We start from the raw sequence: 13,090 nt of genomic DNA, 5'->3' as shown, positions 1-13,090 counted from the left end.
GGCCGCCTAGTCTGAGGACAGACGCATCTTGCGCTGCGTCATGAAATCGAGGGCCACCAACCCGCCCAGGAAAATCCAGCCGAGGACGCTGCTGCGAAAGCCGGTGAAGCCGATGTTGTAGACGAAAGGGATGATCCAGTCGCCCAACATGCCCGCGGCCAGCATGCCCGCCAGCCCGCCCAGGGCTGCATAGACATAGGCGCGTGCAAATCCGGCCGCGACCGTGGTGCGCAAACGCCAGCCGAGAACGAATAACTCGAACACCAGCCAGACAAAACACCCAAACCCCAGCAGGCCAGACTGAGCGATGATGTCAATGTAATTGTTGTGGCTGTTGAACTGCACGAAATAGCCAAGGATGGCATACAGCGGCGTGTACCAGTAGTAGTTGGCCGGGCCTAAGCCGGTGACCGGGTTGACCGAAATCAGTTCGACCAGGATGCTCCAGGCTTCCATGCGCGTCAGCAGGCTGTATTCATTGCCCTTCAACAAGACGCTGCTGACATCGGTGTAGAAGTAGAAGCCCACGATGGCTACCGGAATGGCAATGATGGTGCCGATGCGCGGGCGGGCGACCCAGATCATCACCGTCAGCGCGACCAGCGGCGGCAGCCAACCCGAAGACCAACTACGCCCCAAGATCAACCCAACGGCCAACGTGAGCGCAGCCAGGATGCCGCAGCCGACACGCGCCCACCAACGCAGGGTCGAATTGAAGAGGGCCTGGGATGCGGCCAGAACGGTGAGCCACACATAAAAGAGAGAGCCGGTGGCGCCTTCAGCCAGGCGGATAGGAATCAAACGGGCCACGGGTGGAGCGACGCGGAAGGTGATATAGAGGGCGGCAAGCGCCAGGAACAGCCAGGTCATCCATTGCAGCGTCTGCATCTCTTTGACCTGGTACGCCGCCAGCACGAAGGCCGCGGCCGAAACGATGAACAGAGCAAGGCCACCGATCTGCGCGGTGAGCGGCGCCGGTTGTGCCAGCGCCACCCAGTTGAGCTGACCCACCCCAAAGGCCAGAACTGCGCTGGCCGCCAGCGCCAGCGCAGCCAGCACTGCGCGCGACGCCAGAATGCGTACCTGGCGGCGGCGTACCAGCGTGGTCAGCAGCCAGATGCCCACCAACGCGGGCGCCATAATGAGCGGCGCATTGAGGCTGCTCTCGGAGCCGGTGCCGATCTCGAATGGAACGATCATGGCAGCCGCAATCAGCCCCACCAGGCCGAGGCCGGGCCAGCGCAGGAGCAGGATGAAACCGGCAGCGCCGGCAACCGCGATCAACAGCAGCAACGGCGCCCGCGGGGCCAGCAGTGCGCTGCTGCTCAACACGAGCAGGACAACGACGACACGCAGCCAGAACTGGCGGTCGTGCCAGGTTCGCCATAACTCCCGGCGGGAAGGAAGCACAGGCAAGCGCAGGCGTGGAAGAGAAAGGTTCATGGTTGCACCGTTGCCCGCTCGACGATCGCTGTGCGGGCCTGTTGCAGTCCTTTCTGAAAACCGCGGTAAATATAGCCGCCGACAATCCAGCGCTGTAGCGCGACTTGCACGGATGACGGCCAGCGGGCGGCCGCGGCCCGGCGCTGCATAGTTTCCAGGCCGTGCAAGGCCATGCCGCCGGACATCAGCCGCCGCACCCATTTGCGCGCCACCAGGCGCGGGGGGTCTTGCCGCCAGGCGATGGGCGTTTTGTCAGCAAACATGGGCAGGCGTGACTGCAGCGCCGGATAGCGCTCGAACAGGCGCACCGCGGCCTGGCTGGCCCGCTGCCAGCGGGCGCAGGCCGCGGCCAGGTCTTGCCCGGCGTAGTCCCAATGTTCAGCCAGGGCCGCCCGGCACTGCCAGATGGCGTAACCGGCCAGGTGCGCCCGGTAGCCAAAATCCACATCGTCCCAATTCGGCCAGCCGCCGGTCGGGTCCTGAAACTGACCGATGTCGTAGAAATCGGCGCGCAGCATGGCCAGCAGCCCGGTCTTGCACAGGGTGAAGTCCACCGGATGATCGGCCGCAGCACTGGCGCTGCTGGTGCTCAGCTCGCCTGGGCCGATCAGGGTCCCCATCCAGAGAATGCCGGACCGCTGCTGACAACGCGCGGCCAGCACAGCCAGCGCGTGGGGATGCAGCACCATATCGTCGTCCACGAAGATCAGCACTTCGCCCTGCGCTACGGCCGCGCCGCGATTGCGCGCCGCGGTCGGCCCCTGGTTGGCCTGGCGCAGATAGGTGAACCGAAAGGGCTGCGGGCTGGCGGCCAGTGACGGCGTCTCGTCGGTGGAGCCATCGTCCACCAGAATAACTTCAAAATGGCTGTGCGTTTGCTGGCCCAGGCTGGTCAGCAGGCGCGCCACAGCCGCCCGGCGGTTGAAAGTCGGGATGATGACACTCAGTTCGGGTTGATCGGCCGCCGCGCGGCCATTCACATCACCAGTCATGATCGGCATAGTAGTGCTGCGCCACCGGTTCGGTCAGGCGCCGAATCTGGCTGATCTCCTCTGCACTCAATTTCTGACGCCACGCCTGCGCCGCCGCCTGGCTGTGACGCACGATGGCATGGGGGTCCTCCCTGGGCGCCCCCACCGGATTTTGCTCGTTCGAGTGGAGCGCCACCCGGCGCTGGCTGCGTTCGCTCCAGGGCAGGTCAAGGCGCCGGTACAGATCGGCGAAGGCTTCCTGCGGCGCCGCGGCGATGTCTTCCAGGCGCAGGCAAATCCAGTCGGGATGCTGCGCCGCCGCGAGAGTGACTACGTGATAGACGCACAGCCAGAGCAGGGCCGCCTTGCCCACGAAGGTGGGCGGCGGCTGCGCAATCTGCTCGGCAAAGGGCTGCAGCCAGTCGGCCAGCAGCGCCGGCTGTTCGTTGAACGATTTGAAACCAAAGCGCCAACCGACCTGGCGCAGGCTGGCAACGAACGCAGCCGGATGGCGCACCAGGCAAACGACATCCATGTCGAACGTGGCGTCCAACCAACCCGCGGACATCACCGCAATCGGATCTTTCAGGATCGGTCGCGGCAGCCCGATGGTGCGCCGCAGGAGACGATAAGCCAGCAGCCGCCCCGGCAGATATCGCCGCGCTCCCTGGCGCTGCGGCCAGTCGAAGCGATAGCTCAAGATGCGGTTGAGCGGCTCCACGTACAGCGGCGCATTGGCCGCATTGACGTAGGTGAACCAGTGCCGCAGCAGATGGCCTGGCAGCAGCCCGCTGGTGGGGTTGAACACTTCGCCGATGTAGCAGGTGGAGGGGAACTGCGTCAGCATCTGCCCCACCCAGGTGGTCCCGGCCCGATGCGACCCGGTAATCAGGATCGGTTGACGCCGCCTCATGGCTGCCAGGCTCCGCCGCGACCGGCCAGGAAATCCCGAATTCCAAAAAGCACAGCATCTCGCTGCGGTCGGCGGCTGCGCCAGCGCGGGCGCACGGTCCAACTCGATACGGTGCGCAGGTAGCCTAGCAGGATCATAGTCTGCACAGCATAGCCGAGACCGCGCTTTCTGGCAAACAGCAGGCTGTTGCGCGTGAGGTAGTAGCTGAGCGCGGGGCCGTCGGACCGCGTGCGCGTGTCAGGATGCCAGGCGCGGGCGCCAGGCACGAGCTGCACGGCAAAACCGGCCTGCCGCGCCCGCCAGCACCATTCGACATCTTCGTAATAGGCGAAGAACGCCTCGTCGAGCAGGCCGATCGTAGTCAGCAGGTTGGCGGTGGCAAGCAGCGCGCAGCCGGAGAGGAAGTCAATCCCCGGCGTGCTGCCAGCCAGCGGCGGCGGGGCATCGTACTGACCCTGATCGGTTTCGCCCAGGCCGCGCGGCAAGGCCTGCCAGCCCTGGCGCAGAAAGCCGCCCGCGGAGAGGATGACCTGCGGCGCCTGCGCGATCAGCACGGTGGGGCCGAACAGCCCGCCCCGCGCCGTCTGCTGACCGGCGACCACCAGCAGCCGGAGCATGTCGGGCGCGACGACGGCATCATCGTTGAGCAGCAGCACCGCGTCCGCACCCGCGGCCAGCGCATGGCGCATGCCCGAGTTGTTGCCCCCGCAGAAACCGAGGTTGCGCCCATTCTCCAGCACCGTCAGGCCCGGCCAGCGCTCGCGAATCAAGGCCGGCGTGCCATCGGTGGAGCCGTTGTCCACAACGATGACATCGAACGACGGATAGTCCGAAGCCAGCGCCGCTTCGAGCGCAGCAGGCACTTCGGCGCGGCTGTTCCAGGTGAGGATGATGATAGAAACGTGTGGTAGAGTCACCCTCTCACCCCGGGGAGTGCAGTTCGTCGTAGATGTGCAGCAGTTCGGCCAGTTCGGCCTGCACGGTCTTGACGGCAGGAGCCTGGCGGCGCAGGCGCGGCAGCAGGTCTGGCTCCAGCAGCAGGCGGCGCAGCGCGGCGGCCAGGCTGTCCGCATCGCCGGGCGTGAAGAGCAGGCCGTTCTGCTCATGCGTGACGAATTCGGCCATGCCGCCCTGGTTGCTGGCGATCACCGGTACGCCGGCCGCGAAGGCCTCCTGGATCACCAGCGGGTTGTTCTCAACCCAGAGGGAAGGAACCACCAGGACATCGAAGCCGCCGTAGACCGCGGCCAACTGCTCGCGGCTGAAACGCCCGCAGAACTGCACGTGCGGCAGGGCTGCGGCCTGAGCGCGCAGCCGCGCGCTGTACGCCGGCGATTTGTCCGGGTCGCCCCAAATCTGCACCTCCACCGCCTCCTGCTGCGGATCGAGCCGGGCGATGGCGGCCAACAGAATGTGAACGCCCTTGATCTCGCCAATCTGGCCGACGTAGCCAATCACCAACCGCGGACGATTGACCGGGCGAGGGCCAACCTGGTCGGCCCAGCCCAGGTCATGACCGTGTTCCAGCACGTGAATGGGCTGAGTCACCCCGCAGGCGGTGTGCATGGCAGCCAGGAAGCGCGACGGAGAGATCAGGCGGTCGGCCTGGGCCAGCAGCGGCAGCAGGCGCGCCTTGCGATCGGCCATGTCAAGCGCCATGCCGCGCAGGCCGGGCCGCCGCGACAACCACGGCTGGCGGCTGACCCCTTGCAGCAGCGGGCGCAAGACCGGCGCAGGCAGCACGCGGGCCGGCAGGCGGTAGGCTTTGGCCCCCCACAGCAGACAGGTCAGGCACTCCCAGGCGCTCGTTTGCCCGTCGCAGACATGCCCATCCGCGTGCAGGAGCGAGATGCGCGGGCAGATGAACCAGTAATCGGTCAGGGTGATGACCAGGGGCAGGCCGCGCTGCTTGACCACGCGGATGACGCTGGCCGACAGGGTGGCGCAGGAGGTGATGTGAACCAGGTCCGGCTGCATCTCGTCGAGCAGGGCGGCCACCCGGTCGGCTATGACCGGGTTATCGTACAGGTAGCGGTTGGGGTCCGGCCCGGCCGTCCAGTTGGCGTCGAGACGCGCCACCGCCACGCCCTGGTAAGTGTCACGCGTCACGCCGTTGACCGGCTGCGGGCCGCTGTCCCACTCGCCCACGCAGATGACGCTCACGCGGTGGCCGGCCTGGGCCAGGGCGCTGGCGATACCCGCGGTGTAGTTTTCGGTGCCGGCCGTGTGGCGCGGGGGAAAGCCGTTGCTCAGGAAGACCAGGTTCATGGCCGACTGCGCTTGCGGCGCCAGGCGTCGGGCACGAAACTGCGCAGCAGGCGCCGGCCGGCCAGGCGACGCACGACCGGCGCGCCAAAACGCAGGGCTTGCCAGGCAAAGCGCCGCTGCGCGGGGCGGTCGCCGGTCACTGCGCCCAGTTGAGCCAGGGCCAGCCCGGCCCGGCCCCAGGCCTGTCTGGCCTGATCGGCGCTGAGCGCGGGCAAATCGGCGTCCAACAGGCGCTGGATGCGCGCCCCGCTCTCCGCCAGATCGAGGCCCTGCGCCGCGCCGCTGAAACCGCGCGGCTGGCGACAGCAGGCCAGTTCGTAATAGAACTCGTCCTGATCGAGCAGCCCCGGCCACAGCGCCGCCGCGGCCTCGATGCGCTCCGCGCCGCGTGCGGAGTCGCCCTGGCGCAGGTAGGCGAGCGCGGAGAGGAAGTAGGTGTAGCCGGCCCACTGCGGCCCCGGCTGCGGCCAGGCGGCCGGGGCGATAGGCTCAGCGGCCGGCCGCTGCAAGAACTTGTGGTACACGCGCAGGCGTTCATCCTCCATGCGCTCGACGTTGTCGGACATGTTGTCGCCATGTGTGCGGTAATGCACCAGGACGGCGGGGGCGCCGACGAACGGTCCCTGGGCCAGCAGGCGCAGCCAGAGGTCCCAATCCGCACAGCCGGAGAAGGCAGGATCGAAGTCCCCGCTGCGGGCGAGCGCGGCGCGACGCACCACCACGCCGGAGGGCACCAGCGCATTGCGCCAGGTGATGTCGCTGTCCAGGGTCAGCGCCGCGCCCTCGTAAGGAATGATGATCTGCGGCAGCAGCGCGCCGGCCGCGTCCATGTACTGCCAGGCGGCGTAGGCGGCCACCGCGGTTGGGTGCTGAGCCAGCAGCGCGGTCATGGCGGCCAGGTATTCCGGCTGCCAGCGGTCGTCCGCGTCGAGGAAGGCGATCAACTCGCCCTGCGCCATCTGCAGGCCGCGGTTGCGCGCGCGGGCCAGGCCCTGATTTTCCTGGCGAACCATGCAAAGTTGATACCCATCGGCATCGTCCGCGCACAAATCAGCCAGAATCTTCGGCGTGGCGTCAGTGGAGCCGTCGTCAATGACGATGATTTGCGCGGGCGGCAGGGTTTGCGCCTGTGCGCTAGCCACGGCTTCGAGCAGATAGGCGGCCTGGTTGAAGGCCGGAATGATGACGCTCACAGTAGTCATGGTTGGATGTTACCAATCGTCGTCATGGTTGTACCAGGGCAGGGACGCGGCGGCGAAACCGCGGCGCAGGGCCGTCAACTCCGCGGCGCTGACGCGGCCGCGCCAGGCGTCGGGCATGGCCTGGCTGTGACGGCTTGTGCTGCCCGGCGCATCGTCTCCCTGCGTGGTGTGCCCCTGGATGAACGCCTCACTGCCCGCGTCCCATGTCAGGGCGCAGAAGGCGAACAGCGAACGAAAAGCCGTCATGGGTTCAGCGCAGAGGTCTTCGTAGGTCACGATGCGCTGGTCGGGGTATTCACGCAGCGCGTCCAATGCCACGCGCAAGGCGCCGGCCTGACGAGCGCCGTGCCCCTCCCACTGCTCAGGCGTGGTTCCCTGCCACCAACCCATGCGGCGGTAGCTCAAACAGACCGCGGCGGGATGGCGCACCAGGAAGACGACGCGCGGCCGGAACGCGGCCAGGAACCAGGGGCAGGCCCGCGGGTTGACCTCTTTGATCACGACCCGTCGCTGTGACCGTTGGGCCAGGCGCCATTGGTCGGGCCATTGCACGATGCCGGGCTTGAACGCGGGGATGCCGTGAAAGGCGCGGGTGGCGGCAAGGCGATAGGCCGGCAGCGGGCGGGCCGGGTCAATTTCCACCACGGTGCCGCGGCCGCCGTCCGCCTGGTAGCTCAGGTTGATCGGTTCGCGCAGATAGAGCGCGTTGGCGGCCTGGCCCAGGGTCTCGCCCAGCCAACTGGAGCCGCTGCGGGGGAAGGAGAGGAGCAGGATGGGCGGCGAGAGGGGCGGCCGGCTTGCGGCCAGCCACGCGCTGAGCGGTCCCCAGCGCGCCCACCAAACCGGGCTGGCCGCGCCTGTCACTCAGCTCCCTCGGTGGACACAGGGGGCGTCAGCACTTCATCGAACATGGGGAGGTAGGGGGTGCCGACGAAGGCGGCGCGCAGCTCATCGAAGTTGAGGATGGCCTGGCGCAGATCGTCGCTGGTCAGCTTGATGGCCTGGCCGCTGACCGGGTAGTCCCCCACGCCGAGGAAGTCGAAAACCTCGTGAAAGACGCGGGGCCGATCGAGCAGCAGGTCTTCGTAGAACAGGTTGAGGGTTGGCCGCTGCATGTCTGCGATGTAGGCGGCCAGGGCCTCTTCACGCTGCACACGCTGCTGCAAGATCTCGCGGAACTTCGCCACATCAATGACCGGCGGCGGCGGCCGCTGATCCTCGGCGTAGATGTTGAAGCGCGCCGCGCTCGGTTCGCCAACCTTGATCGTGTTGAGTTGCATGACCTTGAAGGTCGAAACGACCGATTTGATGCGATTGCGCCGCTGCATGTGGATGATCGAAACCGGACTCGTCCGCAGAATGGCGGCAAAGCCGGCCGGATCGAGGATGGCGCGCAGCTTGGTCTTGAAACCGATCGCCTTGTACGGACCGCGCCAGGGCGGGGTCAGGTAGCGGCGGGTCCAGGCAAGCTGCGCGGCCGCGCCCCGCGCCAGCAGGGGGTCGAGCATCTCGCCGCGCGCTTCGATGTGCGGATGTTGGGCCAGGCCTTCCATCAGGTAGGTGCTGCCGGTGCGCCCTTCGAAGAGCAGGACGAAACGTCGAACTTGGGTACGCCAGAATGTCACTGGATCAAGACCTCCCCCAGGATGTCAGATGGGTGAAGCCAATGGCCCACACCCCGCGATTGCGCAGCCAGGCGGGGTTGCGCAGCAGGCCGTTCAGCAGGCAGCGCCGCACGCGCGGGCTGTCATGGCCGGCGTGCGCGGCAAAGGCCTCTTCGATGAAGGCGGCGGCCACCTGCGCCTGGTAGCGCCGCCAACTCAGTCCCAACACACGGCGCCGCGCCCGTGCGGCCACGCGCAAGGCGAAGTAGCGACCGTACTGCTTCATGGTCAGGCTGTCCTCGTGCAGGCGGTGGTAGAAAAAGCAGCCGGGCACTTGGGCCACGGACGCCAGGCGGTAGAGGCGCAGCCAGTATTGCAGGTCTTCGGCCATGTAATAGGCCGCGTCGTACGCGCCGGCCTGGGCGGCCAGGTCGCGACGGTAGAGAAAGCAGTGACCGACGGCGTTGGTGTACCAGAGAGCGTCCGGCGGGTGCTGTTCCGATTCGCCGGTGATGCGGCCGGCCGCGTCCATGCGCCAGTAGCCGGTGTAGACCAGGCCAACCTCGGGGTGCGCTTGCAGGTGCGACACCATGACCGCCAGGGCTTCGGGCGCGTAGAGATCATCGTCCTGCGTCCAGGTCAGGTATTCGCCCTGGCTGGCGTCGAAGCCGATGTTGAGCGCGCCCGGCAGCTTGTCCTGGTTGTCGCCCTGATGGACGACGCGGATGCGCGGGTCGTCGAAGCCGGCCACGATGGCGAGCGTGCCGTCGCGCGAGCCGCCGTCCACCACGATCAGCTCGAAATGGGGGTAGGTCTGCGCCAGGCAGCTTGCGATGGATGAGGCGATGAAGCGGCTGCCGTTGAGCGTGGGCAGGACGATGCTGACGAGCGGTGAGGAGGGCGGAGTCATGGCGACCGGTCCTCTGCCGCGGGCGATCCCCGGCCAGACCGCCCGGCCAGGAAGGCCAACACCCCGCGATTGCGCAGCCAGGTGGGGTCCGCGCTCACGCCCTGCCAGAGATGCCGGCGCGCCGGGTCGGTTTCGCCGGCCGCCGCAGCCGCGAAGAAGCGGCCCATGTGAACACGGGCCAGCGCCTGGCGCAGCTCGCGGCGCGAGAAATGCGGGCCGTGCGAGCCATCCGGACCCTGTGAGGGTCCCGCTGTCCCATCCTGCGGCAGCCAGGCGCGGACGCGGCCGGCCCAGGCGGCCAGGGGCTGTGCTTCGCCCCCCGCTGGCGTGAGCAGGTATTCGAGCAGGGCCAGGCGGCCAGCGGTGAGCAGGGTGGGGTCGTAGCCCACGGCCGCGATCAGCGCGGCGTCTGCGGTGGCGGTCTGCCCGGCGGCCAGGGCTTTCTTGACCAGCGCCACCTCGGCCCAGGCCCGCGCCGCGCCTTGCCGGGCCGCCAGGTCGGGCGGCAGGTCGAGCCGGGCAAAGAACTTGGTCAGCAGGGCGGTCACGCCGTCATGCATGCGGTGAATTTCACGGATGGAGCTGCCCGCGTGCTGGCGATAGTGGCAGACGATCTGCCGCGTCCAGTCCATGGGGCAGCCGGCCGCGGCCAGGCGCAGAAAGAAATCCCAGTCCTCGGCAATCTCGCACGTGCGGTCGAATTCGCCCACGGTTTCCCACCAACTGCGGCGCAAGAGCACCGAGCCGGGCATGGCGACGCAGTCGAACAGCCAGGCGGCCGGGCGCAAATCAGCATGGGACCGCCAGGGCAAGCGAGCGCCGAGGTCCGCGCCCTGGTCGTTGATGAGCGCATAGCCGCCAATCGCCAGGCCCAGGTCAGGGCGGCGGGCGAAGGTAGCCAGATGGGCGGCCAGCGCGCCCGGCGCGTAGAGATCATCCGAATCGAGAAAAGCGAGAAATTCGCCGCGGGCCAACCGGGCGCCGTGGTTGCGCGCGGCCGAACGGCCCTGATTGGCCTGCTGAACGACACGCACGCGGGGGTCGTTGGCCCAGCCGGCCAGGCACGCGGCCGTGTCGTCGGTGGAGCCATCGTCCACGACGATGACTTCGATGTCCTCCGCGGCGAGGGCGGGCGGGTCAGCGGTCAGGCTCTGGTTCGCTGGGCCTGGCGCTGCGACGGTCGAACGGGCCGGGGTGGTCTGCGCCAGGGCGCTGGCGACGGCCGCGGGCAGGAACGCGGCCCGGTTGTAAGTGGGAATGACGACGGAGATGCGCAGCATGATCTCAGCGCCGGCCGAACGGCAGCCAGCGCGCCAGGAACGAGCGCCGGGCCGGTCGCTCGAACTCGTAGCCGAACGCCTCGACATCGGCGCGGAAGCGGTCACGGACGAGGGCGACGAGTTCGTCGTCGTAATAGACAGAATAATGCTCGTGGCTGGACTTGTTGCGCACCGGCAGCTCCTGATAGGGGATGTCCAGGCGCTCGCACAACTGGCGGAAGTCGGCGTCCAGGCGCTCCTGGCGCATCACCAGGTTGACATGGCTGAACGGCGCCTGCCCGGGCGGGTCGTCGGGAAGTTCAACGAAACTGGCGGCCGACGCGATCTTGTTTGCCATCTTCAAGAAGCGCGCGCGGTCCCAGGTCACCGGCCCGCGATGGGGCGAAAAGTACATGGAGATCAGGCGCTCCCACGGGTTGCGCACACAGGTGGTCTTGAACAGGCGCTGGAAAAGCGCAGCGGGCAGTTCGCGCTGGTAGTCGCGCAGGGGCGAATGTTTGCGCAGGTTGTAGACCGGATGCACCAGGCCAAAGCGATCGAAGCCGTCCAGCTCCTCCATGGGGCGCGCGGCAAATTTTTGCGCATAGGCCGGCAGCGCGTCGCCCTGCGATTGCGCCGGCGGGGGGGCGATTTCCTGCGGAAACGCCTTGATGAGTTGGTCATCGGCAAAGGGCAGCAAGATGTTCTGGATCGAATTGCCGGCCGTCTTGGGGATGTGAACGAAGAGGAAGTTGCGTTGCTCTGAAATCATGCGTTGATTCGGCTCCGTGATGCTTGCTGCGCCCAATGATAGGCGGCGACGGTGCGGGCGGCCACTGCGGCCGGCTCGAAGCCGCCGGCCTGGAAACGGCGGCGGCTGGCTTCGCCCAGCGCGTGCAGTTCGTGACGCGGCCGCTGCGCCAGGTCGGTCAGGGCGGCAGCCAGTGCGGGGACATCGCCCGGCGCGACCAGCCAGCCATTTTCGCCGTCAACCACCAGCTCCGGGTTTCCGCCCACGCGGGTGGCAACGATGGGTTTGCCCGCGGCCAGGGCTTCGATCAGCGCCACAGGCAGGCCCTCCCAGTACGAGGGCAGCACGACCGCGTCGCTGGCGGCCAACAGGTCGGGCAAGTCGGCATGGGTGACGATGCCCAGGAAGCGGACCTGCGCGCCCAGGTGTAGCTCAGCGGCCAGCGCCTGCAGCTCAGCGCGCAGGGGGCCGTCGCCGGCCAGCAGCAGGCGCACCTGCACACCGGCGGCGATGACCTGGGCCACCGCGTGCAGGAGGTCGCGGTGCCCCTTCTGCGGCATCAGGCGGGCCACGCAGATGATGGTACACGGGCCGCTGGCCGTAGATGGCCGGGCCGGCAGCGGCGTGACCGGGTAAGGAATGACGGCAATGGGCTGAACCGCGCCGCCAATCCCAATCAGGCCATCGCGGCCGGCCGCGGAAACGGCAATCAGCAGGTCGGCATTCAGGAGCGGCGCGGCGACGAGCGGCTCGTGCAGGGCGGGGTCGGGGCTGTTGTGCTCGGTGTAGACGACGGGATAATCAAAGCGGCGCAGCCAGGCCAGCGCGCCCGGCGGGTCTTCACCGCAGCCCCAGCCATGCACATGCACGATGGCCGGCGCCGCGGGCGGGGATCGGCGCCAGGCGGACTGCAAGTGGCGGTAATACCAGTGTTCGACGGCCAGCAGGCGCGCCAGGCGCTCACGGCCAACTCCCTGGGCGCCCTGCCAGGAACGCTGCCAGGCGCGGCCGCGGCGCAGCGCATCGGCCAGGGCCAGCAGGGCCAGCAGCGGGCTGAGCAGAGTCAGGCCGGCCGCGATCAACGCCAGGCGTCGGCCCCGCACCAGGTCGGTCAGGCGAACGAGCCAGGGTGGCGCGCTGAGGATGGGGATGCCGGCCGCGGTCAGACTGGCAACATTCTGGTTGGGCAGGGTGGGACGCCGCACCACGTAGATGCGCACCCGGTGTCCCTGCGCCTGCAATTCACGGGCCAGCGGCACCAGCGCGGATTCGATGCCGCCGATGGGCGCCAGCACGGTCATCAGCATGGTGATGTCAAACATGGACCAAACGGGATCTCATGTCAATCAACGTATCCCAGTTCGCGCAGGCGGCGCTGGACGATTTCGGCCTCGGCGGCGCTCAGGGCGGCGGTGCGCGGGGCGGGTGGGTAATGCCGGCGGTTGGCCTGCCACTGGCTGTAGAAGGCTTCAAAGCGCAGGCGGACCCCCTGGTAGGCCGGTTCTGCGCTGACATCGGTCGTTTCCCTGGGATCACGCGCCAGGTCGAACAGGCGGCTGGGGCGCCCCTGCCAGACGATGAGCTTGGTCGTTTCGCTGACGATGGCGGTCTGGCTGCCGGTATGGCTGCGGTCGTGCAGGGCCGGGCTGTCGGCCACACGCTGAGCGGCCTCTGCGTCCGACTGGCCCGCGTACTCGCTGATGACCGCGGGCCGGTCCGCGGCGGTCGCCAGCAGGCTGAGGCCGGAGGAGAGCGCCGCGGCCCGCGGC

13 protein-coding genes are annotated in these 13,090 nt (G+C 68.0%); all 13 read right to left on the bottom strand.

Annotated elements, in window-relative coordinates; translation table 11 throughout:
• Positions 1 to 6: 6 nt before the first annotated feature.
• From IPF85_RS26360 to IPF85_RS26300, 13 genes are read right to left on the bottom strand one after another with little or no spacing between them, the layout of a single operon-like run.
• The gene (locus IPF85_RS26360; protein ID WP_343411029.1) at positions 7 to 1,443 is read right to left on the bottom strand and encodes an O-antigen ligase family protein; all 1,437 of its coding nucleotides are present in this window, start codon (positions 1,441 to 1,443) and stop codon (positions 7 to 9) included.
• Positions 1,440 to 2,444, bottom strand: coding sequence for a glycosyltransferase family 2 protein (locus IPF85_RS26355; RefSeq protein WP_343411028.1), 1,005 nt, complete (start codon positions 2,442 to 2,444; stop codon positions 1,440 to 1,442). Before IPF85_RS26355 ends, IPF85_RS26360 begins: the two co-directional genes overlap by 4 nt.
• On the bottom strand, positions 2,425 to 3,327 hold the full coding sequence (locus IPF85_RS26350) for a sulfotransferase (RefSeq protein ID WP_343411027.1): 903 nt from the start codon (positions 3,325 to 3,327) through the stop codon (positions 2,425 to 2,427). Before IPF85_RS26350 ends, IPF85_RS26355 begins: the two co-directional genes overlap by 20 nt.
• On the bottom strand, positions 3,324 to 4,244 hold the full coding sequence (locus IPF85_RS26345; RefSeq protein WP_343411026.1) for a glycosyltransferase family 2 protein: 921 nt from the start codon (positions 4,242 to 4,244) through the stop codon (positions 3,324 to 3,326). Before IPF85_RS26345 ends, IPF85_RS26350 begins: the two co-directional genes overlap by 4 nt.
• Before the next feature lie 4 nt (positions 4,245 to 4,248).
• Positions 4,249 to 5,595 (bottom strand): glycosyltransferase family 4 protein, encoded by a 1,347-nt coding sequence (locus IPF85_RS26340; RefSeq protein ID WP_343411025.1) that lies wholly within the window; start codon positions 5,593 to 5,595, stop codon positions 4,249 to 4,251.
• Positions 5,592 to 6,797, bottom strand: coding sequence for a glycosyltransferase family A protein (locus IPF85_RS26335; protein ID WP_343411024.1), 1,206 nt, complete (start codon positions 6,795 to 6,797; stop codon positions 5,592 to 5,594). Before IPF85_RS26335 ends, IPF85_RS26340 begins: the two co-directional genes overlap by 4 nt.
• A 9-nt stretch (positions 6,798 to 6,806) precedes the next feature.
• Positions 6,807 to 7,661 carry a sulfotransferase gene (locus IPF85_RS26330; RefSeq protein ID WP_343411023.1) on the bottom strand — a complete coding sequence of 285 codons (855 nt, stop codon included), beginning with the start codon at positions 7,659 to 7,661 and terminating at the stop codon, positions 6,807 to 6,809.
• Positions 7,658 to 8,422, bottom strand: coding sequence for a hypothetical protein (locus tag IPF85_RS26325; protein ID WP_343411022.1), 765 nt, complete (start codon positions 8,420 to 8,422; stop codon positions 7,658 to 7,660). The genes IPF85_RS26330 and IPF85_RS26325 overlap by 4 nt, the downstream gene beginning before the upstream one ends.
• 4 nt (positions 8,423 to 8,426) lie before the next feature.
• Positions 8,427 to 9,311 (bottom strand): glycosyltransferase, encoded by an 885-nt coding sequence (locus IPF85_RS26320; protein ID WP_343411021.1) that lies wholly within the window; start codon positions 9,309 to 9,311, stop codon positions 8,427 to 8,429.
• Entirely contained in the window at positions 9,308 to 10,591 is a 1,284-nt protein-coding gene (locus tag IPF85_RS26315) for a glycosyltransferase (protein WP_343411020.1), read from the bottom strand. The genes IPF85_RS26320 and IPF85_RS26315 overlap by 4 nt, the downstream gene beginning before the upstream one ends.
• 4 nt (positions 10,592 to 10,595) lie before the next feature.
• Complete coding sequence (locus IPF85_RS26310; RefSeq protein WP_343411019.1) at positions 10,596 to 11,342, bottom strand: sulfotransferase family 2 domain-containing protein; 747 nt, start codon at positions 11,340 to 11,342, stop codon at positions 10,596 to 10,598.
• Positions 11,339 to 12,643: a glycosyltransferase gene (locus IPF85_RS26305; protein WP_343411018.1), complete on the bottom strand. Its 1,305-nt coding sequence runs from the start codon at positions 12,641 to 12,643 to the stop codon at positions 11,339 to 11,341. Before IPF85_RS26305 ends, IPF85_RS26310 begins: the two co-directional genes overlap by 4 nt.
• Positions 12,644 to 12,663: 20 nt before the next feature.
• Entirely contained in the window at positions 12,664 to 12,978 is a 315-nt protein-coding gene (locus tag IPF85_RS26300; RefSeq protein ID WP_343411017.1) for a hypothetical protein, read from the bottom strand.
• Positions 12,979 to 13,090: the final 112 nt, after the last annotated feature.

Origin of the sequence: Candidatus Amarolinea dominans (assembly GCF_016704685.1) — a bacterium.
Taxonomy (GTDB): Bacteria; Chloroflexota; Anaerolineae; order SSC4; family Amarolineaceae; genus Amarolinea; species Amarolinea dominans.
The sequence above is the reverse complement of the archived record's forward strand: the minus strand, read 5'-3'. Positions and strand labels throughout refer to the sequence as shown.